Raw genomic sequence first — 21,519 nt, forward strand, 5'->3', positions numbered from 1 at the left:
GCCGTGGCCACGAAGCCGTCGTCCACGCCGACCACGGCGCTCACGTCGGCGGCCCGCAGACGCCGTTCGGCTTGTTCCCGCACCTGTGCCACCTTGTGGACCGGGGCCGCGACGGCGAGCTGGTCGGGGCGTCCTCCCCACGGGGGAGCCGCGTTCAGGGTGAGCAGGGCGAAGAACCCGGCGACGAAACCGGCCAGGGTGAGCCCGGAGACGATCCGCCAGGCGGCCTTGGGATCGTCCAGGAGCCGGCGCCCGGCCAGGAGCGTCGCGGGCCGCTTGGCCAGGGCGGTGACGATCCTGCCCAGTATCCGGACCACCCAGGGCCCGATCACGGCCAGCGCCAGGAAGACCGCGGCGAACGCGTACAGCGCCATCGAGTCGTCGCTGCCGTACTTCTTGCTGATCCAGCCGTATCCGGCGACGACGGCCACGAAGACCACCGCCCGCACGGCACTCGCGCCGCGGCCGCGGGAACGGCGGGTCACGCCCAGCGGGCCGACGACCACCTGGCGGAGCCCGGCGAGCGCGCTGACGACGACCAGCGCGATCACCCCGGCCGTCACGGCGAGCAGCGGTGGTGCGCCGATCCACAGGTCGGCCGGGTACCAGGGGCCGCCCGCGAGCGGCAGGCTCGCCTCGGCCGGCAGCAGCACGGCGTACCCCAGGGCGCCGAGCAGCGCCCCGGCCGTTCCGGTCAGCAGCGCTTCGGTGGCGGTCAGCCCGGCGACACGGCCCGGGGTAGCGCCGATCAGGCGTAGCGCGGCGAGCCGCTGGTCGCGGCGGGAGACCGACAGCCGCGCGGCGGAGGCAGCCAGCATCAGCAGCGGAACGATGACGAGGACGGTGGCGACCCGGGCCACGGATTCGTACGCCTTGCCCATGCCGTCCGTCAGGGGCGTACCGGTGAAGGACGCGATGCGGGTGGGGGAGACGATGTCGCCCACCCGGCGCGGGTCCGGCGCCCGCACGGCGGTGACCGCCGGGTCACCGAGGCGATGTCCGATCACCGCGACGAGTTCACCGGGGTGGGCCAGTGCCTCGCGGCCCAGGGCCCCGGTGGGTGTGCCGGGCACCGGGTGACGGTCGGCGGGCAGCCGGTCGAGCAGGGCGCCGAGCGCCGGTGAGACCCACAGTTCGCCGGGGGCGGGGAAGCGGTCCAGGCCGGGTGGAGCGGGAACGGCACGTCCGGGCAGTCGGGCGACGTCCACGACGGTGACGGGTACGCCCCGGGTGAACGTGGTCCCGACCGCCTCGACGGCCACCGGGCGGGAGGAGGCCACGGGGTTGCGCCAGTCGGTGCGGTCCGCGCGGTGCTGGAAGCCGAGGTTCAGCGCGACGCACAGCAGCAACAGGGTGGTGGACACGGCCGCCGCCGCGACCGCGAGCCCAGTGGCGAGCAGGCCGGTGCGGCCGCCGGCCCGGGTGAGCCGCCAGGTCAGTGCCCAGGTGGTGCGGTCCATTGCCCTCATCGCCGGAACCCCGCCTCCGCGTCGGTTCCGGTCTGCGCCGCAGCTTGCTGTCCGGCCAGGCGGCCGTCCCGGACCTCCACCGTGCGGTCGCACCAGCGGGCCACGTTCGCGTCGTGGGTGACCAGGACCAGGGCGGCGCCCTGGCGGCGGGTGACGTCCGTCAGCAGGTGGATCACCTCCATGCCGGTGGCCTGGTCCAGCGCGCCGGTCGGTTCGTCGGCGAAGATCACTTTCGGGCGGCCGACCAGGGCCCGGGCGATGGCCACCCGCTGCGCCTGACCGCCGGAGAGCTGACCCGGACGCCGACCCTCCAGACCTTGCAGGCCCAGCGGCCCGAACCACTGCCGGGCCTCCTCGACGGCCGTCCGGCGTGCCGTGCCGCCGAGCATCAGCGGCAGGGCGACGTTCTCGTCGGCGGGCAGTTCCGGCAGGAGTTGGCCGGACTGGAAGACGAAGCCGAACTCGGTGCGACGCAGCTCGCTGCGGGCCGGCTCGCCGAGCCGGTCGATGCGCCTGCCGTCCAGCAGCACCTCGCCGGAGTCGGGTCGTTCGATGCCCGCCAGGCAGTGCAGCAGGGTGGATTTGCCGGAGCCGGACGGGCCCATGACGGCCAGTGACTGGCCGACCGTCACGTCGAGGTCGACCCCGGCCAGGGCGCGAGCCGTGCCGTAGGACTTGAACAGGCCGGTGCCGGCCAGGACTGCGGAGGAGGTGTTCATCGGTTGCTCTCCCCGGGGGAGGCGGTGTTCAGCGGTTGCATGCCGTTCACTTTCGGCGTGCGCGGCGACCGGTCGGCTCGGCCGGACGGCCGGTTGTGGGGGCCGGACATCGGCCATTCGGCCGAGGCACCTGGGAAGCGCCCATTCCGTATCCTGCGAGGCGTGAACTCCGAAAGTCCGCTGCCCGGCAGGGCGCTGATCGCCGTCGGCTGGATCGTCCTTGGCCTGCTGGGGCTGCTCGACGTGTTCGCCAACGGGGTGCCCGACTACCACGGGACGAGCCTGCTGCCGATGATGTCAGGGCCGCTCATCTGCGTGGCGCTGCTGTGGCCCGCTCGCCGAGCGACCGTGCGGGTACGCGCCGCGATCGTCGCCGGCGGCTCGCTCATCCTCACGACCGTGATCGCCATCTGGGCGAGCCCGGACAGCAACGGTACGTTCGGGCTGCTGGAGAGTGCCGCTCTGCTGGTGCTGCTCTCCCGCACGGTGGCGGCCGTGCCGCGCACGAAGACCGCGGCGGTCGCGGCGGCAGCCCTGGCTGTGGCGGTCATGGCGATGCCGCTGCGCTTTCTGCCGACGGACATCCACTACGGCAGCGACAACTCCGTCACCGGGTCCCTGCTGATGACGCTCGCCGTCGGCCTGGCTCTCGCCTGGGGCCTGCGGGCAGGGCTGCTGGAGGAGCGACGGGCTCGCGACATCGCCGCCGTACGCCAGCGTCAGCGCCTGGAACTCGCCCACGACCTGCACGACTTCGTCGCCCACCACGTCACCGGCATCGTCGTCCAGGCCAATGCCGCGCTGCTCCTTCAGCACACCGCGCCGGAGCAGGTCGGGCCGCTGCTGGAGAACATCAGCCGGTCCGGATCGGAGACGCTGGACTCGATGCGCCGCCTGGTGCGGGTCCTGCGCGAGGACGACCACCAGGGCATCCGGCCCGGTGAGGTGTGGGCGGAGATCGCCCGCATGGTCTCCGTGTTCGCCGAGGACGAGGCGGGCGTCCAATTCCACGTCGGCGCGGCGGCCCGCGAGGTACGGCTCGCCCCCGAGGTCGAGACCTCCGTGCACCGCGTCGTGCAGGAGGCCCTCACCAACGTGCGCCGCCACGCGTACGGCGCCGTGGTGGCCGTACGGGTCGACGTGGCCGGGTCCCGGCTGCGGGTCGAGGTGCACAACACCGCGCCAGGTGTTCGCCATTCGGGCCCGGTGGGCGGGCGCGGCGGCTTCGGGCTGGTCGGTCTGTGCGAACGCGTCGAAGCAGTGGAGGGCACACTGACCGCCGTCCCCACCGACGACGGCGGCTGGCGCGTGACCGCCGACTTCCCGGTGCTGGCCGCTGTGGCAGGATCACCGGCGTGAACGACACGGCGATCCGGGTACTGATCGCGGACGACCAGGAACTGGTCCGCATGGGCTTCCGGCTGATCCTCGACGCGCAGTCCGGCATCGAGGTGGTCGCCGAGGTCGCCGACGGCGCCGCCTGCGTGGAACTCGCCCGCCGGCTGCGTCCTGACGTGTGCCTGGTCGACATCCGGATGCCGAAACTGGACGGCCTGGACGTCACCCGTACGCTGTCGGGACCCGGGGTCCACCACCCGATGCGGGTCGTGGTGATCACCACGTTCGACCAGGACGACTACGTGCACACCGCCCTGCGCAACGGGGCCTGCGGTTTCCTGCTCAAGGACGCTCCGCCCAGCCTGCTGATCGAGGCGGTGCGGGCCGCTGCCCGTGGCGACGCGCTGGTCTCCCCCGCCGTCACCGTCCGGCTGCTGAAGCAACTGGCCGCCACACGGCCCGCCCCGGTCGCCGACAGTCCCCTCACCGACCGCGAGCTGGACGTGGCCCGGCTCGTCGCGGTGGGCCGCACCAACCAGGAGATCTGCGAGCAACTGGTGGTGTCCCTGTCCACCGTCAAGACCCACCTGGCCAACATCCAGCAGAAGATCGACGCCCGCAACCGGGTCGAGATCGCCGCCTGGGCATGGGAGTCCGGGACGGTGCGGGGACGGTAGGACCGGCTGCACAGTCGCTGCGAACCGGGAGTTCGGACGGCGTGTGTCGATGTGTCCCTACGATCGGAACCAGACGGCGCAGGCCCGGCCGGCCGGCATCGCCAACTCCTTGCTGCCGGATTCTCAGTAGCGCTGGGCCCGTGGTCCGGGTCTATGTCCGAGAGTGTCGTGTACGCCGGAGGGGCGTGGCAGGCCCTGCCGACGTGCCCTGACAAGTGGCGACGGTCAAGAGGGAACCGGACGGTGAGTCCCTCGCGCAGGTGCTGCCGTGCCAACCGGCCAGTGCCCGCACGATGGAGTCCGTTGTCGTGGTGAACCGGGTGTGCCGGCACGTGACCGCCCGCACCAGAGCCCTTGTGGGGATTCAGACCGAGCTGGACGACGTCGCCGACGGCGCCGACCGGCGACCCCACCAGCGCCCCCGCCGTCTCGTCCATCTCGACTCCGACGAGACAGCGTGGTCCCCCGCGCTTCTTCGACCGCTGCTTCTTCGACCGCTGCTCGCCGCCGGGCTCAGGGTCTTCGCGGTAGCGGCCCTGACCGGCTCCGTACTGTTTGGCTCCGTGCCGTTCTGCCCCGCAATGGCGCCCTGTGCGCCGCAGGGGAGAACGTTCCATCCCATGGCACACGCCCGCGCTGAGTCCCCGAGTGGCCGCGGACACGCAGAAACTGGGACGGCGGAGCCGACCCGGCGATGGGATGCTCCCCCGCCGCCCCTGACCTCTACGTTCGCGACCGGAGCGGAAGCGGCGTAGTGCCCGAGCCCAATCAGAACGCTTGGGCTTCGTGCTGCCGCCCATATGCCCCACCAGGTACGCGGGGCGAACCTCGTGTGGCACACGAGGAGGCAATGCAGTGATTCCTGAGACGACGCGCATCCGGGCTACCAGGCCCCGGGTGGCCACGCTGAGCGAGTACGCCATCGACGCCGAGCGCGGGTTCGTGCCCGGCGAGGACCCGGTGGACGCGTTGCCCCTGTACTACGAGCCCTGGGAACGGCTCGGCCGGAACATCGCGGCCCTGATCATGACCGGACGTCTGCGCCCGGCGGTGGAGTCGCTGCCCGTCCTGACTCCCGACCGGCTCCGGTCGGCGGGGGAGCAGGAGCGGGCCATGCTGCTGCTGTGCTGTCTGGCGAACGCGTACGTCTGGGGCGCCGAGAGCCCCGTGGACACGCTTCCGGCGCCGGTAGCGCGGCCCCTGCACACACTCACCCGGGAGCTGGACCGGGCTCCGATCGTCGCCCACGGCTCCATCGTCCTGAACAACTGGCGGCGCATCGACGCCGGTGAACCGCTGAGCATGTCCAACATCGACACCCAGGTGACGTTCCTCGGCGGTGTCGACGAGAAGTGGTTCTACCTGGCGACGGTGGGTGTCGAGCTCGCCGGCGCCCCAGGGCTGCCCCTGCTGGTGCAGGCGCAGCATGCCGTGGCGGCCGATGACCATGCCCTTCTCACCAAGGCGCTGCTCGGCATCCGCGTTGTCGTCGACCAGGTGACGGACGCGTTCCTCGACGTGGAGCGCTGGTGCGACCACTACGTCTTCTACCACCGGATCAGGCCGTTCCTCACAGGTTGGTCCGCGCCGGGACTACGGTTCGAGGGCGTGGACCGGGAGCCGCTGGTCCTGGCCGGCGGGAGCGCCGCGCAGAGCTCCCTCATCCAGGCCTTCGACGCCGGACTCGACATCCCGCACGAGCACGAGACGACGGCGGGATTCCTGAGCGGCATGCGCGCGTACATGCCCGCGCCGCACCGACGTTTCCTCGAGGACCTGGAGGCCGGCCCGTCGGTACGCGGCTATGTCGAGCGGCATCGCAGCATCTCTCCGCGACTGTGCGTCGCCTACAACGGGGCGGTGGAGTCCCTCGTCCGGCTCAGGGCCCAGCACATCGGCATCACCGGGCGCTACATCAAGCGGTTCCAGCGCGACGAGGAGACCGCCAAGGGCACCGGCGGCAGTGATTTCGTCAGCTTCCTGAGGAAGTCGCGTGAGGAGACCACCGAACGGCTGCTGCCATGACGGCACGGGTGTACGGGAACTTCGACCAGGCGCAGTTGGACGCCCAGTACTCCCCCAGCAGCCTGGTGGGCGACATCCAGCCGTTCCTGGACGACTACGCCGAGAGCAGTCGTCTGGCTCGGCACGAGCTGGCCCCCGTGGCCCGTCGAGACCTTCGTTTCGGGCCGGGCCCCGACGACCTGCTGGACCTCTACGGTCCTTCGGGACCGGACAACGACACCCGGCCCACCCTGTTCTTCGTGCACGGCGGGTACTGGCAGCAGTTGTCGAAGGAGGACTCCGCGTTCCCGGCTCCCGCCCTGGTGGAGGCGGGCGCTGTCTACGCGACGCCGGACTACACGCTGGCCCCGCGGGCCAGGCTCTCGGACATCGTCGACCAGGTGCGCAGGGCCTTCGCCTGGTTGTGGCACCGCGCGGCCGACCACCGTATCGACCCCGGGCGGATCGTGGTCGCCGGGTCGTCGGCCGGGGCCCATCTGGCCGCCATGCTGCTCGCCACGCGCTGGCGCCGATGGGGCCTGCCCGACGCCCCTGTCGCGGGCGCCGTGCTGTTCGGCGGCATCTACGACCTGGCCCCGGTGCGACAGACCTACGTCAACGACGTCGTCCGCATCGACGCCGGCGAAGTCCGGGATTGCAGCCCCCTGTTCCTGACCGGCGTGCGTTGCCCCGTGGTGATCGCCTGGGGAGAGCATGAGACGGACGAGTTCAAGCGGCAGTCCTCTCTGTACGCGGCGCATCTGCGCCGGCTGGGGTGCCACGTCACCGCCTTCGAGCAGCCCGGACGCAACCACTTCGACTCACCCATGGAACTCGGCACACCCTCCACCCGGGTGCACGCAGAGATGCGCCGGTTGCTGGGCCTGCCGTCCACGTAAGGCCTGCCGCCCACCTGGTCCATCCAGATCCGCCGTTCGCGTCGGCCCGCAGTCCACGCGAACGGCCACACCGCCCGGTCCGGCCGCGCCGGTCCACCGGCTAGACATCTGAGGAAGTGCACACCTTGCTCACTCACCTGACCGCCTCGGAAGGCGAGGCCCGCCAACTCGACGAAGCCCTGCCGGGCCACCGGGAGTTGTTCCACATACCGCCCGCCGACGGCGGCAGATACCCCGAGACGGCGTACTTCGCGGGCAACTCCCTCGGCCTGCAGCCGAAGGCCACCCGGACCGAACTGGTCGAAGACCTGGCGGACTGGAGCCGCTTCGGCGTCGAGGGCCACCACGACGCCGACCGCCCGTGGTTCGGCTATCACCGGCTGCTGACCGAGCCGGCCGCACGTCTGGTCGGGGCGCTGCCCGAAGAGACCGTCGTCATGAACTCCCTGACGGTGAACCTGCATCTGCTGATGGTCTCCTTCTACCGCCCCCGGGGCGAGCGCACCCACATCGTGATCGAGGACAGCGCCTTCCCTTCCGACAGCTACGCCGTGCGCAGCCACGTACGGTTCCGCGGACTCGACCCGGACGAGGCGGTCATCAGGCTGCGTCCGCGCCCGGGAGAGGACTGCCTGCGCACGGAGGACGTCGTCGACTTCCTCGACCGCCAGGGACACACCGTGGCGCTGGTGCTGCTGGGCGGCGTCAACTACCTCACGGGCGAGCTGATGGACATCCCCGCCATCACCGCCGCCGGGCACGCCGCAGGCGCGACGGTCGGCTGGGACCTGGCCCATGCGGCCGGCAACGTCCCGCTCCATCTGCACGACTGGAACGTCGACTTCGCCGCCTGGTGCTCCTACAAGTACCTCAACTCCGGCCCGGGGGCCCTTTCCGGGGTCTTCATCCACCAACGGCATGTCACCGACCGCACCCTGCACCGCTTCGAGGGGTGGTGGAGCACCGACGCCGCCACCCGGTTCCTGATGGAGCCGGTCTCCAGCCCGCCCGCCACGGCCGACGCGTGGGCCATCTCCAACCCGCCGGTCCTCGCCATGGGACCCGTGCGCACCTCCCTGCAGATCTTCGACACCGTCGGCATGGTGGCGCTGCGCAAGCGCAGCGAGAAGCTGACCGGATACCTGGAGGGGCTGCTCGACGAGGTCACCGCGACCCGTCCGCTGACGGTGATCACCCCCAGGGACCCGCGGCGCCGAGGCTCCCAGCTGTCGCTGCGCGTCGGCGGTACGACGGCAGCCGATCTCGCCCGGACGCTGCGCCACGAGCACGGAGTCATCGCCGACGCCCGCGAGCCGGACATCATCCGGCTGGCTCCGGTGCCGCTGTACTCAACCTTCCACGACTGCTGGCGGGTGGCCAACGCGCTGGCCCACGCCGTACCGGAGACGACATGACCCGCACAGGCAACGTGACGCCCATCCCGCAGGGACCGCCCCCGACCGCACACGGTGACCGGCAGCCCACGGACGAGCTCACCCGTTCACTCACCCACCGCCAGACCACCATGATCGGCCTGGGCTGTGCCCTGGGCACCGGCCTCTTCCTGGGCTCCGGCTCGGCCATCGGCACAGCCGGTCCCGCCGTGATCCTGTCCTACATCGCCGGCGCGGTACTCGTCGCCATCATCGCCCGGGTGCTGGGCGCGATGACCATCGTCCATCCCGTGCGCGGCACCTTCGGGACCATCGCCCACCTCTACCTCGGCCCGTGGGCGGGCTTCCTCGTCCGATGGCTGTTCTGGGCCGGGACCACGGTGGCCATCGGCGGCGAGGTGGTGGCAGCGGCGATCTACATCCGCTACTGGTGGCCGCAGGCCCCGATGCTCCTGCTCATCGCGGCCGTGGCCGCCTTGGTACTGGGGATCAACATCGTCAGCGTCAAGTCCTTCGGCTTCGCGGAGTTCTGGCTCTCGAGCGTGAAGGTGACCGCGGTGGTGGTGTTCATCGCCGCGGGTCTGCTGCTGGTGTTCGTCGGGCTGCCGCACACACCGGCCGCGGGACTGGGAAACCTCACTTCCGACGGCGGCTTCTTCCCACACGGACCTCAGGCCGTCTGGGCGGCCCTGTCCGTCGTGATGTTCGCCTTCGTGGGCTTCGAGACCACCTCCATCTCGGCGGCGGAGACGACCGACCCCACGCGGTCCATCCGCACCGCGATGCGCGCGCTCGTCTGGCGCCTCGGACTGTTCTACATCCTGTCCATCGGCATCATCGTCACCCTGGTGCCGTGGCGGGACACCGCAGGCGGCGACGGGACCATCACCGGCAGCCCGTTCGTCCGCGTCTTCAGCCAGATCGGCATCCCTGCCGCCGCCTCACTGACCAACGCCATCGTGCTGATCGCGGCGATCTCCTCGGCCAACGCCCAGCTCTACGCCGCCAGCCGCTTCCTGCACTCGCTCGGCCACGACAGATGCGCCCCCGCCGTGCTGGCCCGTGTGGACACCCGCGGAGTACCGGTGCGGGCCCTGGTCGTCTCCGCCGCCGGCATCGTCGCGGCAGCCCTGCTCGCCGCATTCGGGGTCGACAGCATCTTCAACGTGCTGGTCTCCGTCGCCATCTTCTCCGTCCTCCTGGTGTGGCTGCTGATCCTCGCCTCCTATCTCGCCTTCCGTCGCTCCGACGCCCCGGCGACGCGGCAGGGCCTGCGGGTGTGGGGCGGGGCGTGGACGGCCTGGGCCGGTATCGCGGGTGTGCTGGCGGTGGCCGCGACCGCCGCGGTGGTGCCCGTGATGGCGCAGGCCGCCTGGGTCGGCACCGGCTTCACCCTCGCCCTGCTGCTGGTGTACGCCCTCAAGGTGCGCCACCTGGTGGACCGCCACACGACGGCCGCGCCGAGCGAGGAGGCCGTCGATGCGTGATCAGCCGTTCCTCCCACCGGAGCCCCGCACAGACAGGACAGCCGCCGGAGGCAGCACCCCGCACTCACCGCCGACGACCGGCCGCCGCAGGCCGATGCGGCTCGATCACGCATCCGGCTCCCGCCGGACCACCGCGGCCCCCGCCCCGCTGGAGACACCCCATGCCCACTGAAACCGTGCCCGTCATCCGCAACTTCGTCGGCGGCACCTTCGCCGAACCCGACCCCGAACACTGCTTCACCAAGACCAACCCGGCCACCGGCACGCCCCTGGCCACCGTGCACGAGGCGGACCGGGCCCTCGTGGACCGCGCGGTCCGCTCGGCCCGGGGCGCACTGGAGGACGGCTGGGCCGACACTCCCGTCCGGGAGCGCACGGCGCTGCTGCGCCGGGCCGCCGACCTGATCGAGGAGCGCTTCGAGGACTTCGTGGCCGCGGAGGTCGGCGACACGGGCAAGCCCGTGACGCAGGCACGTGAACTCGACGTCACCCGCGCTGTCGCCAACTTCCGCGCGTTCGCCGACATCGTGGCCGCCGCCGGCCAGGACTCGTACCTCACCGACCTGCCGGACGGGCGCCGCGCCCTGAACTACGCGGTGCGCAAGCCGCTGGGCGTGGTGGCCGTGATCGTGCCGTGGAATCTGCCTCTGCTGCTGCTCACCTGGAAGGTCGCCCCCGCGCTCGCCTGCGGCAACGCGGTGATCGTCAAGCCCAGTGAGGAAACCCCGTCCACCGCCACCCTGCTGGCCGAGGTGCTGGCCGACGCCGGTCTGCCCGCCGGGGCCTACAACGTCGTGCACGGCTTCGGCCCCGGCTCCGCGGGCGAGTTCCTGGTGACCCACCCGGGCGTGGACGGCATCACGTTCACCGGATCGTCCACCACCGGAACCGAGGTGATGCGGGCGGCGGCGCCCGGCGTTCGCCCGGTGTCCTTCGAACTCGGCGGCAAGAACGCCGCGATCGTCTTCGACGACGTCGATGTCGAGGAGGCACTCGACGGCCTCTCCCGGTCGGTCTACACCAACACAGGCCAGGTGTGCCTGTGCACCGAGCGGCTCTACGTCCACCGGGCCCTGTTCACGGACATCGTCGACGGCCTGGCCGAGCGAGCCACCCGGCTGCGGCTCGGCGACCCGCTCAGCACCCGCACGACCACCGGCCCGCTGATCTCCCACGAGCACCGGCGCAAGGTGCTGCGCTACTTCGACCTGGCCGAAGCTGCCGGCGCCAAGGTGGTCGCCGGGGGCGGGACACCGCACCTCGGGCCGGACCTCGACGGCGGCGCGTGGATCGAACCCACCCTGTGGACCGGGCTGACCAACGCCGACCGCCCCGTACGCGAGGAGATCTTCGGCCCCGTCGCCGCCCTCATCCCCTTCGACACCGAGGAGGAGGCCGTCGCCCTGGCCAACGACACGCACTACGGTCTCGCCGCCGCGGTGTGGACCAACGACCTGCGCCGCGGTCACCGGGTCGCCCAGCGCATGGACGTGGGCATCGCCTGGGTCAACACCTGGTTCCTGCGCGATCTGCGCTCGCCGTTCGGCGGTGCCGGGCTGTCCGGTATCGGCCGGGAGGGCGGAGCCTCCTCACTCCACTTCTACACCGAACCGACGAACGTGTGCGTGCAGCTATGACGACCGACATCGACACCCACCCCTACGCCTCGGGCCCACGGGCCGGAGACGGCCCCGGCGACGCGGTCGAGGCCGCCGTGTCCCGCCTGACCGGCGCTGCGGCCACCCGAACGCCCTGCGCACCCGTACGCGACCTGCTCGGCGACAACGGCATAGACGCCGCGTACGAGGTTCAGCGCCGCCTGGCCGCCGCGCGGACGGCCGCGGGAGCACGCCGCGTCGGCGCCAAGATCGGCCTGACCGCGCCCGCCGTACAGGAGCAGTTCGGCGTCTTCGAACCCGACTTCGGGATGCTCTTCGACGACATGGTGTTCGCCCACGGCGAGCCTGCGGCGCTGGACCGCTTCGTGCAGCCGCGCGCCGAAGGAGAGATCGCCTTCGTCCTCGACAGCGACCTGGACCTGCCGGGCGCCACTGTCGCGGACGTCCTGCGGGCCACCGCCTTCGTCCTGCCGGCCATCGAGATCGTGGATTCCCGTATCAGCCGGTGGGACCTGACCATCGCCGACACCGTCGCCGACAACGCCTCCAGCGGCGCTGTCGTGCTGGGTACCGTCCCGCACACCCTGAACGGCCTCGACCTGGCCCAGGTCGGGATGACGCTGTACCGGGACGAGGAGCCCGTCTCCTTCGGCGCGGGCCACGCCTGCCTCGGTTCTCCGGTCGTCGCAGTCACCTGGCTGGCACGCGAACTGGCCCGCCGGGGGCAGCCCCTGCGCACCGGGGACGTAGTGATGTCCGGTGCCCTGGGACCGATGGTGGAGATCACCGGTGGTGGCCGATATCGCCTGGAACTGGATGGACTCGGCAGTGTCGAGTCGCGGATCGAGGAGAACGTATGAGCACCGAAGCCGCGACCGCGGCCGGCGGCGTCAAGGTCGCCATCCTGGGCTCGGGAAACATCGGAACCGACCTGATGATCAAGGTGCTCCGGCAGTCGGAGATCCTGCGGACGGCGGCCATGGCGGGTATCGACCCGGCCTCCGAGGGCCTGGCCCGCGCCCGGCGCCTGCAGGTGGCCACCACCCACGAGGGGATCGACGGTCTCGCCGCGATGGACGAGTTCGCCGATGTCCGCATCGTGTTCGACGCGACCTCGGCCGGCGCCCACACCCGCCATGCCGAAGTCTGCCGCGAACACGGCAAGCTGATCATCGACCTCACTCCGGCCGCGTCGGGGCCCCTCACCGTCCCCTCGGTGAACCTGGAGAAGCACCTCGCCGCCGACGACGTCAACACGGTCACCTGCGGCGGGCAGGCCACCGTACCCATCGCCGCGGCCGTCTCCCGGGTGGTCCCGGTGGCCTACGCCGAGATCGTGGCCTCCCTCTCCTCCCGTTCCGCCGGCCCCGGCACCCGTGCCAACATCGACGAGTTCACCGAGATCACCAGCCGGGCGCTGCGCGAGGTCGCGGGCGCCGACACGGCCAAGGCCGTCATCGTGCTCAACCCGGCCGACCCGCCGGTGGTGATGCGCAACACCGTCTTCTGCGTCGTCGAGGACGCCACGGCCGGCACCCTCGAGGCCATCGAGGACTCGGTGCGGCAGACCGTGCGGGACGTCCAGGAGTACGTGCCCGGCTACGAACTCGTGCAGGACGTGCAGTTCGACGCCCTGCACGAGGTGTGGATCCCGCACCTGGGCCGTCACGTGACGGGCACGCAGGTCACCTGCTTCCTGCAGGTCCGCGGCGCGGGCCACTACCTGCCGGAATACGCCGGCAATCTCGACATCATGACCTCCGCCGCCCTGCGGACGGCCGAGCGCATGGCCGAACTCCGAGGATGGGTGAGCTGATGCACATCTACGTACAGGACGTGACCCTGCGAGACGGCATGCACGCCGTCGGACACCGCTACACCACCGCCCAGGTCCGTGACATCGTGACCGCCCTCGACCGCGCCGGGGTCGACGCCATCGAGGTCGCTCACGGCGACGGTCTCGGCGGCTCCAGCGCCACTTACGGGTTCGGGGACCACACCGACGACGAATGGATCCGGGCCGCGGCCGAGGTGATCGAGAACGCCACCCTGACCACTCTGCTGCTGCCGGGCATCGGCACGATCGCCGACCTGCGCCGTGCCAGGGACCTCGGGGTGGGCAGCGTGCGCGTGGCCACCCACTGCACCGAGGCCGACATCAGCGCGCAGCACATCGCCTGGGCACGCGAGAACGGGATGGACGTCTGCGGCTTCCTGATGATGAGTCACATGGCCACTCCGGCCCGGCTCGCCGAGCAGGCACGGCTGATGGAGTCCTACGGCGCCCACTGCGTCTACGTCACCGACTCCGCCGGGCGGCTGACCATGACCGATGTCGCCGAACGCGTCGACGCCCTGCGCCAGGTCCTCGCCGACCACACACAGATCGGCATCCACGCCCACGAGAACCTGTCACTGTCGGTCGCCAACAGCGTCACGGCCGTCGGGCACGGGGCGCTGCGCGTGGACGTCGCCCTTGCCGGGCAGGGGGCCGGGGCCGGGAACTGCCCCGCGGAACCGTTCGTCGCCGTGGCGGACCTGATGGGCTGGCACCACGGCTGCGATCTGCTCGCCCTCCAGGACGCCGCCGAGGACCTCGTCCGGCCCCTGCGGGAACGGCCCGTCCAGGTCGACCGCGACACCCTGACGCTCGGCCGGGCGGGCGTGTACTCCAGCTTCCTGCTGCACGCGGCCCGGGTCGCGGCGCGGCACGGGATCGACTCCCGTCATCTGCTGCAGGAGGCCGGCCGCCGCGGCCTGGTCGGCGGCCAGGAGGACCTGCTCACCGACATCGCCCTGGACCTGGTCCGGACCTCCACCACGGCCACGGACCAGAGCGTCACGGCAGGAGGTGCGGCATGACCAACCTCAGCCATCTGGAACTCGCCCATCGTCTGGACACTGCCCAGAACGACCGGAGCCCCATCCCCGGCATCGCCGGCACCCACCCCCTCGCCATCGACGACGCCTACGCCGTGCAGGAGGCACTGGTCGGCCTGCGGCAGGCCAGGGGGGAGCGGCTCACCGGCGTGAAACTGGGCTTCACGAGCAAGGCGAAGATGGCGCAGATGGGCGTCTGCGAGGTCATCGTGGGACGTCTGACCGACGCCATGCGGATCTGCGACGGCGCGGAGCTGGACCTGGCGGACCTCATCCATCCCCGGGTCGAGCCGGAGGTGGCGTTCCGGCTGAGCGAGCACGTCGATCCCGACGATCCCACGACCGACATCGAATCGTGCGTGGACGCGGTGGCCCCTGCCCTGGAGGTCATCGACTCCCGGTACCAGGACTTCCGCTTCACCGTCACCGATGTCGTCGCCGACAACACCTCGGCCGCCGCCTACGCCGTCGGCGCCTGGCGTCCGCTGGGCGATGTGGCGAACAAGGCGGTGCGGCTGCGCACCCCGCAGCGGGAGGCCGTCGGATCCACCGCGGCGATCCTCGGAGCGCCCCTGGCCGCCCTGCACGCCCTGCTCGACATCTGCCGCAAGCGCCGCATCCCCCTCGCACCCGGGCAGATCGTCCTGGCCGGCGCCGCCACCGCCGCCCTGCCGCTCACCGTCGGCGTCACCGCGTGCCACATCGCGGGGCTCGGCACCGTCACGCTGAAAGGCCGCTGATGAACACCGCACACGTCGTCGACGGACTGGCCACCCCCCGGGGACGTTTCCCCCACGTCAAGGTCGTCGGTGACCTCGTCTTCGTCTCCGGCACCAGTTCCCGCAGGCCGGACAACACCTTCGAGGGCGCCGAGGCCGACGCCCTGGGCACGACCACCCTGGACATCCGCGCCCAGACCCGCGCCGTCATCGAGAACCTGCGGGCCATCCTCAAGTCCGTGGGCGCCGGCCTGGAGGACATCGCCCAGATCACGACGTACCTGGTCTCGATGAACGACTTCGGCGGCTACAACGAGGTCTTCGCCGAGTACTTCGACGTCGACGGCCCCACCCGCACCACAGTCGCCGTCCACCAGCTGCCGCACCCGCACCTGCTCATCGAGATGCAGGCCATCGCCACCCTCACCCACCACCGCCAGGGCCACTGACCCGCTCATCCCAGAAGGACACCGTCATGACCGCCATCCCCGAGGTCATCCACTTCCAGAAGTGGATCGCCGACCACGCCCACCTGCTCAAGCCGCCCGTCAACAACCGCACCATGGCCCTGGGCACGGACTTCATCGTGCAGGTCGTCGGGGGCCCCAACCAGCGCACCGATTACCACGTCGACCCGTACGAGGAGTGGTTCCACCAGCTGCGCGGCAGCATGTACGTCGACATCATGACCGAGGACGGGCCGCACTCCGTGCACATCCGGGAGGGAGAGACCTGGCTGCTGCCCGGGAACCTCCCGCACTCCCCGCAGCGCCCGGAAGCCGACAGCATCGGCCTGGTCATCGAACGCGTCCGAGAGCCGGGCACCCTGGAGAAGTTCCAGTGGTACTGCCCCCAGTGCCACGCCCTCATTCACGAGGTGGAACTCCAGGTGACCGACATCGTGGCCGACCTGCCTCCGGTCTTCGCCGCCTTCTACGACGACCCGCAGGCCCGCGTCTGCGGCGCCTGCGGGACCGGGCACCCCGGGAAGGGATGACCGGTGCACGACCACGACCCGACAGCGGACCCGCCACAGCGCGAGGCCGGGTACGACACCATCGACATCCACACCCACTACGTCCCCCAGGGATGGCCCGACCTCCGCGCGGACGCCGGCCCCCTCGCCCCCTGGCTGCGCATCGAGTCGGAGACCGAAGCGATGATCATGATCGGGTCGCAGGAGTTCCGCCGGATCGGCGCGCAGTGCTGGGACGCGGAGACCCGCCTGAAGGACATGGACGCCGACGGCATCGGCAGGCAGGTCGTCTCACCGACGCCGGCCTTCTTCCACTACGGCCGCAGCGGCGCGGAGGCGGCCCGCATCGCACGGATCTTCAACGACCTGGCCCTGGACATCGTCGCCCCGGCACCCGACCGCCTCATCCCCTTCTGTCAGGTGCCCCTGCAGGACACCGACGCGGCCTGCCGCGAACTGGAACGCTGCCTGGCCAACGGACACCGCGGAGTGGAGATCGGCAACCACGTCGGTGACCGAGACCTGGACAGCGAGGGCATCGTCACCTTCCTGCAGCACTGCGCACAGCTGGAGGTCCCGGTCTTCGTCCACCCCTGGGACATGGACGACTCACCGCGCCTGCGCCGCTGGATGGCGCGATGGCTGACCGCCATGCCCGCCGAGACCCATCTGTCGCTGGTGGCGATGGTCCTCGGCGGGGTCTTCGACCGCATCGACGACCGGCTGAGGATCTGCTTCGCGCACGGCGGGGGATCCTTCGCCTTCTGGCTCGGCCGCATGGACAACGCCTGGCGGGGCCGCCCCGACGTGGTCGGCACCTCCCAGCACCCGCCCTCGCACTACTCCGGCCGGTTCCATGTCGACTCCGTCGTGTTCGACCCCCGCGCCCTGCGCCTGCTGGTGGACACCTACGGCCCTCGGCAGGTCATGGTCGGCAGTGACTATCCCTACCCGCTGGGGGAACGGCCCGTCGGCCAGGTGGTGCGCGACAGTGCCTTTCTCACCCTCGAGGAGAAGGCGCTGATCCGCCGGGGCAACGCCGAGCGCTTCCTCGGGCTCGTCGGCTGACCAGAGCCGCACACGGTGCCGCGCAGGTGCCGCCTAGCATGGCTGTCGGAGCCGGGGAGGTGGGTGTGATGTTCCAGCCGGAACCCGAGACCGCGGCTGCCGGTCAGCGGGAAGACCTTTTCTCGATCATCGACGCGGCCGGGGAACTCCTTCACGTGCCCATCGTCCTGGAGGACACCGACTTCCGGGTGCTGGCCTGGTCGAGAGGGCAGCACACAGCCGACGAGGAAAGGGTCTCCGGGATCCTCGAGCGGCAGGCCCAGCCCTGGCTCGTCGAGGTGCTGCGCTCGCGGGGGGACATCGCCCGCCTGATCAGCTCCCCGGAACCCGCCTTCCTGGAGCCGGCCTCCGACCAGGCCAAGCCCCGGATGGCCTGCCGGGTCCAGCACGACGGTCCGCATCTGGGCTATCTGTGGGCCAGTACGGAGACTCCCTTCGACTCGCGGCAGTCGGCCCACTTTCGCGCCGCCGCACAGACGATCGCCGTCCGTATGAGCCGCTCGGGCGGCCAGGGCGCCACCGAGCAGGACGACCTGCGGGCCGTCCTGCTCGGTACTGAGGCCGCCGAACAGGCCGCCGGTCGGCTGGGTCTGCCGGCCGCCAAGTTCACCGTGCTCGCCGCCGCGTCGTGCCGGTCGGCGCACGACGCGGCGTTCGCCGAGATCCCGTCGGACGTCCTGCGTCTGTACCTGACGACAGCGCACCCTCGCTCCTTCATCGCACGGCACGATCACGCCACCTACGCGGTGCTGCTGTGGCCGGAGTCCACGGACGACGCCGAAGCCATGGGCCGCTCCCTGAAGATCGCCCGGGACCTGTGGGACCGCGCGGCACTACGCGAGCGCATCGTGCTGGCCGTCAGTACCACCGTCGGGGATCCCGGCCGGATCCCGGCCGCCCGGTCCCAGGCCGACCGGGTCACCGGACTGCAACAGCAGTACCCGGCAGCGCCCCGTGTGGCCTCCTTCGAGGATGTCCAGCTTCTGTACGCACTCTCCCGTCTGCGCGGAGCCCTCCGCCAGGACGATGAGATCCTCGGCGGCGCCGTATCCCTCCTGGAACGCCACGACCGACAGCACCACACGCAGCTCCTGGCCACCTTGCGCTGCTACCTGGACCATTTCGGCGACACCAACGCCGCGGCCACGGAACTGCATCTGCACCCGAACACCTTCCGCTACCGCCTGCAACGCATCCGTGATGTCAGCAGCTTCGACCCGCGCGACGCGCAGGCACGTTTCCTGGCGGAGCTGCACCTGCGCCTGCGCGACCTGGACCGGACGGGCGGACCATGACGATCGAGTTCCGGGTCCCGGCCACCGCCACGGAACTGGTGGGCTTCTCCTATTCGCCCGCCCTGGAGGCGGTACTGAGCCTGCACGTCCTCGTGGAACCCAAACACCACCCCGTCCAGCACCCGTGGGTGAGGGCGATGCGCCGACTCTCGCCGGCGCTGAAACGCGAGATCGACGCGTTCTCGTTCGCTTTCCGGTCCTACTTCCCGGAGTTCTTCTTCCCCTCGCCGACGGGCGAGCTGCTCGACTTCGCCGATGAACTGGAGCGCCTGCGGAGGATCGACCCGGAGCTGGCCCGTCTGGAGTTCGCCCTGCCCCTGCTCACCCCCTGGCCGGCGGACGGCCCGGTCAGGGACCCCGACGTGCTCGCTGAGCCGGTCGTGCGCCGCCGGCTGTCCGAACAGGCGGCAGCCGTCTGCGGAGAGACGCTGGCCACGCTGCTGCTCGACGACCCGGGCGCCCTTCTGGAGCGCTTCCTGCAGCTGCTGGAAGGCTACTGGGAGGAGGCGTTCGCCGAGGAGTGGCGCCGAATCGAGCCGGAACTGGCCGACAGCGTCACGGAGGCCGGCCGGCAGATCGCCGAGCACGGCCTGTACGGCATGCTGCGCGCGCTGTGGCCCGAGGTGCGATGTGATCCCGCGGCCGGAAGGTTCTGGCTGGAGCGGCCGCACGACCATCAGGTCTCCATCGGCCCGCACGAACAACTCGCCCTGGTGCCCAGCGCCTTCGTATGGCCGCACATCCGCGTCAACTGCGACGGCCCGTGGCCTCTCGGGCTGGTTTTCCCCGCATCCTCCATCGTGCGGGAAGCCCGCCCGCGTATCCCCCCGGCCCAACTGGTCGGCGTCCTGAGAGCCCTGGCGGACGACACCCGCCTGCGGGCGCTGCGCCTGATCGCCGAGCGGCCCCGCAGTACCCAGGAACTCGCCCCGCTCGTCGGGGTCAGCGAGGCCGCCCTGTCCAAGCACCTGCGGGTGCTCGCCGACGCGGGACTGCTGGAACGCTGCCGTCAGGGCTACTACGTCCTGTACCGGCTCGTGCCCCGGAAAGTGGCTGAGCTCGCGCCCAGCCTGGAAGGCTTTCTCGGCGGGAACAGCGCCCCGCCGCCGCTTGATTAGCGTTTCGATGAATAAGTTGAACAGCGAATTCATCGACGCCCACAGTTGCGGCATGCCGCTTCTCAACGACCGAAATCTACTGCTGCTCTTCGTCGGCCAGGGCGTCTCCCGCCTCGGAGACGGCCTGTACACCGCCGCCGTCGCCTGGCAGGCCTGGGCCCTCACCCACGACCCGTCGGCGGTCGCGCTCGTCACCGTGGCCGCCTATGCCCCGGCGTTCCTGGCCACCTTCGTCGCCGCCTCCTACGCAGACCGCTACGACCGAAGACGCCTGATGATCGGCACCGATCTCGCCCGCGCCGCCGTGGTCACCGCCGGGGCCGCCATGCTGCTCGCGGGCGTACAGAACCTGACGATCCTGGTGCTGGGAACGGCCCTGCTGGCACTGATCGGCGCTCCGTTCGCCCCGGCCCGCAACGCCATCGTGCCGCAGATCGTGCCGACCGAGCGCCTGCAGCAGGCCAACGGCATCCTGCAAGTCGCCTTCCGAGCCGCCTTCTTCGTCGGACCGCTGCTGCTCACCCCGCTGCTCACCTACGCGTCCTTCGCCGCGGTTCTGGTGCTGGACGTGCTGACGTTCCTGGTCTCCGCCGCGGCCGTGGCCGCCCTGCGTGTCCCCCACCCTGCGCCGGCGGGGCGTCGCCGGGGCCTGGTGACGGACCTCGCCGAGGGCCTCGCAGCCATACGCTCGGCCCCCGACGTGCTGGTCGTCATCACGACCTTCGTGTTCGCGCTCGCCGTGGCCAGTGGCTTCCTGGCCGTCGGCCTCGTCGCCCTGGTCGGCCAGGGTGGTCCGTACGGGCTCCTGCTGGGCATCGCCGGCCTCGCCGAGATCGCCGGCGCGCTGGTGCTCACCAGGCTGCCTCTGCCCGGCCTCGCCGTGACCGCGGTCCTGGCGTGGGGCCTGCTCGGCGCCTTCCGCCTCCCTCTGGGCCTGGTCCACTCGACCGCGGCGATCGCCGTGCTCCTCATCGTCACCGGACTCGCCTCCGCGCTGACCGACATCCCGCTGATCGCGCTGGTCCAGCAACGCATTCCCGAGGCCCACCTCGCCAAGGCACTGGGCCTGTGGGAGGCAGGCGTCGCGGGCGCCCTGGCGGTATCGCCATTCCTGGCCTCCGGCGTCATTGGCCGTATCGGCGTCGGCCCCGCCTTCGTCGTCTCCAGCGCAGCGCTCATGGCACTCGCCGTCGCCGCCGCTGTCGTTCTCACCGCCGTCTCCCGGGCCGGCCGTCACCGCGCCGATCCAGGCAGGGACAGAGGAAACTCCCCAGGTGCCTCGCGATCGCCCGGATCGGCAACTGCTCGGCCAGATACAACCTGCGAATCTCCGCCCAGCCCTACGTGGCCACGTTTGTGATAGCAGGCACGCGCGATCCCTGCGGGGTCTTGGCGTACTCGGCCGGGCGGCCGCTGTGGTGACGAACTTTCCGCTCGTCACCACCGGCGACCAGGCATCTGCCCAGCCTACGAGCGGTATTCCCACTGCTGACAGCGAGAGGCTCTGAAAGGACTTCTACGCGCAATCATGCACACGCACCCCATCGCGGATCCGGCCGCCACGAAGGCAGCCGGCTACGCGCCACCGGCAACCGCGCACTGCTTTTCCGGTCAACGGTCTTCCACTACGGACGGGGGCCAGTTGCCCCTTCACCAGTGTTCTTGCAGAGCCAGCGGTGCGTGATCTCCGCGATCTCCGCCCACCGCGGGTGGAGGGTGACGCCATGACCGAAGTCAGCCGCGTAGTGGTAGTCCGCACCCAGCATCCGGGCCAGCCGGTGAACACAGGCTGGATCGGACAAGATCACTGCTCAGTGACAGCAACTGCCACATCGACACACGAATCGTGGCCACGGT

The 21,519-nt window shown here is 71.0% G+C and carries 19 protein-coding genes; 17 read left to right on the top strand and 2 right to left on the bottom strand.

All coding sequences use genetic code 11. The features are described 5' to 3' along the window. Both ABZT02_RS45125 and ABZT02_RS45130 read right to left on the bottom strand, forming a co-directional pair. The coding region (locus ABZT02_RS45125) for an ABC transporter permease (protein ID WP_356029102.1) at positions 1–1,460 on the bottom strand (1,460 nt) is incomplete at its 3' end. A 5-nt stretch (positions 1,461–1,465) separates the two neighbouring features. Next, positions 1,466–2,188 carry an ABC transporter ATP-binding protein gene (locus ABZT02_RS45130; protein WP_356029104.1) on the bottom strand — a complete coding sequence of 241 codons (723 nt, stop codon included), beginning with the start codon at positions 2,186–2,188 and terminating at the stop codon, positions 1,466–1,468. Between the two features lie 162 nt (positions 2,189–2,350). Here ABZT02_RS45130 and ABZT02_RS45135 point away from each other — a divergent pair, with 162 nt between their 5' ends. From ABZT02_RS45135 to ABZT02_RS45215, 17 genes are all read left to right on the top strand, one after another. Further along, entirely contained in the window at positions 2,351–3,547 is a 1,197-nt protein-coding gene (locus ABZT02_RS45135; RefSeq protein ID WP_356029106.1) for a histidine kinase, read from the top strand. Continuing rightward, a complete protein-coding gene (locus ABZT02_RS45140) occupies positions 3,544–4,203 on the top strand; it encodes a response regulator transcription factor (protein ID WP_356029108.1) in 660 nt (219 codons plus the stop codon). Before ABZT02_RS45135 ends, ABZT02_RS45140 begins: the two co-directional genes overlap by 4 nt. A gap of 897 nt (positions 4,204–5,100) precedes the next feature. Further along, a complete protein-coding gene (locus ABZT02_RS45145; protein WP_356029110.1) occupies positions 5,101–6,228 on the top strand; it encodes an indoleamine 2,3-dioxygenase in 1,128 nt (375 codons plus the stop codon). Continuing rightward, the gene (locus tag ABZT02_RS45150; RefSeq protein ID WP_356029112.1) at positions 6,225–7,106 is read left to right on the top strand and encodes an alpha/beta hydrolase; all 882 of its coding nucleotides are present in this window, start codon (positions 6,225–6,227) and stop codon (positions 7,104–7,106) included. Before ABZT02_RS45145 ends, ABZT02_RS45150 begins: the two co-directional genes overlap by 4 nt. A gap of 125 nt (positions 7,107–7,231) precedes the next feature. Continuing rightward, positions 7,232–8,521 (top strand): kynureninase, encoded by a 1,290-nt coding sequence (gene kynU, locus ABZT02_RS45155; protein ID WP_356029114.1) that lies wholly within the window; start codon positions 7,232–7,234, stop codon positions 8,519–8,521. Next, positions 8,518–9,987, top strand: a complete 1,470-nt coding sequence (locus ABZT02_RS45160; protein ID WP_356029116.1) for an amino acid permease — start codon at positions 8,518–8,520, stop codon at positions 9,985–9,987. The genes kynU and ABZT02_RS45160 overlap by 4 nt, the downstream gene beginning before the upstream one ends. A gap of 161 nt (positions 9,988–10,148) precedes the next feature. Then, positions 10,149–11,624 carry a 2-hydroxymuconic semialdehyde dehydrogenase gene (locus ABZT02_RS45165; protein ID WP_356029118.1) on the top strand — a complete coding sequence of 492 codons (1,476 nt, stop codon included), beginning with the start codon at positions 10,149–10,151 and terminating at the stop codon, positions 11,622–11,624. Further along, entirely contained in the window at positions 11,621–12,466 is an 846-nt protein-coding gene (locus tag ABZT02_RS45170) for a fumarylacetoacetate hydrolase family protein (protein ID WP_356029120.1), read from the top strand. Before ABZT02_RS45165 ends, ABZT02_RS45170 begins: the two co-directional genes overlap by 4 nt. After that, a complete protein-coding gene (locus tag ABZT02_RS45175) occupies positions 12,463–13,422 on the top strand; it encodes an acetaldehyde dehydrogenase (acetylating) (protein WP_356029122.1) in 960 nt (319 codons plus the stop codon). Before ABZT02_RS45170 ends, ABZT02_RS45175 begins: the two co-directional genes overlap by 4 nt. Continuing rightward, positions 13,422–14,468 carry a 4-hydroxy-2-oxovalerate aldolase gene (gene dmpG / locus ABZT02_RS45180; RefSeq protein WP_356029124.1) on the top strand — a complete coding sequence of 349 codons (1,047 nt, stop codon included), beginning with the start codon at positions 13,422–13,424 and terminating at the stop codon, positions 14,466–14,468. Before ABZT02_RS45175 ends, dmpG begins: the two co-directional genes overlap by 1 nt. Continuing rightward, positions 14,465–15,226 (top strand): 4-oxalocrotonate decarboxylase, encoded by a 762-nt coding sequence (locus ABZT02_RS45185; RefSeq protein ID WP_356029126.1) that lies wholly within the window; start codon positions 14,465–14,467, stop codon positions 15,224–15,226. Before dmpG ends, ABZT02_RS45185 begins: the two co-directional genes overlap by 4 nt. Then, on the top strand, positions 15,226–15,654 hold the full coding sequence (locus tag ABZT02_RS45190; RefSeq protein WP_356029128.1) for a RidA family protein: 429 nt from the start codon (positions 15,226–15,228) through the stop codon (positions 15,652–15,654). Before ABZT02_RS45185 ends, ABZT02_RS45190 begins: the two co-directional genes overlap by 1 nt. Before the next feature lie 26 nt (positions 15,655–15,680). Further along, positions 15,681–16,202 carry a 3-hydroxyanthranilate 3,4-dioxygenase gene (locus tag ABZT02_RS45195; protein ID WP_356029129.1) on the top strand — a complete coding sequence of 174 codons (522 nt, stop codon included), beginning with the start codon at positions 15,681–15,683 and terminating at the stop codon, positions 16,200–16,202. 3 nt (positions 16,203–16,205) lie between these two features. Continuing rightward, positions 16,206–17,249 carry an amidohydrolase family protein gene (locus ABZT02_RS45200; protein ID WP_356029131.1) on the top strand — a complete coding sequence of 348 codons (1,044 nt, stop codon included), beginning with the start codon at positions 16,206–16,208 and terminating at the stop codon, positions 17,247–17,249. A 38-nt stretch (positions 17,250–17,287) separates the two neighbouring features. Further along, on the top strand, positions 17,288–18,544 hold the full coding sequence (locus tag ABZT02_RS45205; RefSeq protein ID WP_356029133.1) for a helix-turn-helix domain-containing protein: 1,257 nt from the start codon (positions 17,288–17,290) through the stop codon (positions 18,542–18,544). Beyond that, positions 18,541–19,662: a DUF5937 family protein gene (locus tag ABZT02_RS45210; RefSeq protein ID WP_356029135.1), complete on the top strand. Its 1,122-nt coding sequence runs from the start codon at positions 18,541–18,543 to the stop codon at positions 19,660–19,662. Before ABZT02_RS45205 ends, ABZT02_RS45210 begins: the two co-directional genes overlap by 4 nt. A gap of 52 nt (positions 19,663–19,714) precedes the next feature. After that, positions 19,715–21,022 carry an MFS transporter gene (locus ABZT02_RS45215; protein WP_107449386.1) on the top strand — a complete coding sequence of 436 codons (1,308 nt, stop codon included), beginning with the start codon at positions 19,715–19,717 and terminating at the stop codon, positions 21,020–21,022. Positions 21,023–21,519: the final 497 nt, after the last annotated feature.

Origin of the sequence: Streptomyces sp. NPDC005402 (assembly GCF_040606575.1) — a bacterium.
Classification (GTDB): domain Bacteria; phylum Actinomycetota; class Actinomycetes; order Streptomycetales; family Streptomycetaceae; genus Streptomyces.

Bases quoted from the DNA above. Each gene is read 5' to 3' on its own strand.
- ABZT02_RS45130 (WP_356029104.1), bottom strand. From the start codon at position 2,188: ATGAACACCTCCTCCGCAGTCCTGGCCGGCACCGGCCTGTTCAAGTCC.
- ABZT02_RS45150 (WP_356029112.1), top strand. From the start codon at position 6,225: ATGACGGCACGGGTGTACGGGAACTTCGACCAGGCGCAGTTGGACGCC.
- ABZT02_RS45160 (WP_356029116.1), top strand. From the start codon at position 8,518: ATGACCCGCACAGGCAACGTGACGCCCATCCCGCAGGGACCGCCCCCG.
- ABZT02_RS45165 (WP_356029118.1), top strand. From the start codon at position 10,149: ATGCCCACTGAAACCGTGCCCGTCATCCGCAACTTCGTCGGCGGCACC.
- ABZT02_RS45170 (WP_356029120.1), top strand. From the start codon at position 11,621: ATGACGACCGACATCGACACCCACCCCTACGCCTCGGGCCCACGGGCC.
- ABZT02_RS45175 (WP_356029122.1), top strand. From the start codon at position 12,463: ATGAGCACCGAAGCCGCGACCGCGGCCGGCGGCGTCAAGGTCGCCATC.
- dmpG (WP_356029124.1), top strand. From the start codon at position 13,422: ATGCACATCTACGTACAGGACGTGACCCTGCGAGACGGCATGCACGCC.
- ABZT02_RS45185 (WP_356029126.1), top strand. From the start codon at position 14,465: ATGACCAACCTCAGCCATCTGGAACTCGCCCATCGTCTGGACACTGCC.
- ABZT02_RS45190 (WP_356029128.1), top strand. From the start codon at position 15,226: ATGAACACCGCACACGTCGTCGACGGACTGGCCACCCCCCGGGGACGT.
- ABZT02_RS45195 (WP_356029129.1), top strand. From the start codon at position 15,681: ATGACCGCCATCCCCGAGGTCATCCACTTCCAGAAGTGGATCGCCGAC.
- ABZT02_RS45205 (WP_356029133.1), top strand. From the start codon at position 17,288: ATGGCTGTCGGAGCCGGGGAGGTGGGTGTGATGTTCCAGCCGGAACCC.
- ABZT02_RS45210 (WP_356029135.1), top strand. From the start codon at position 18,541: ATGACGATCGAGTTCCGGGTCCCGGCCACCGCCACGGAACTGGTGGGC.
- ABZT02_RS45215 (WP_107449386.1), top strand. From the start codon at position 19,715: ATGCCGCTTCTCAACGACCGAAATCTACTGCTGCTCTTCGTCGGCCAG.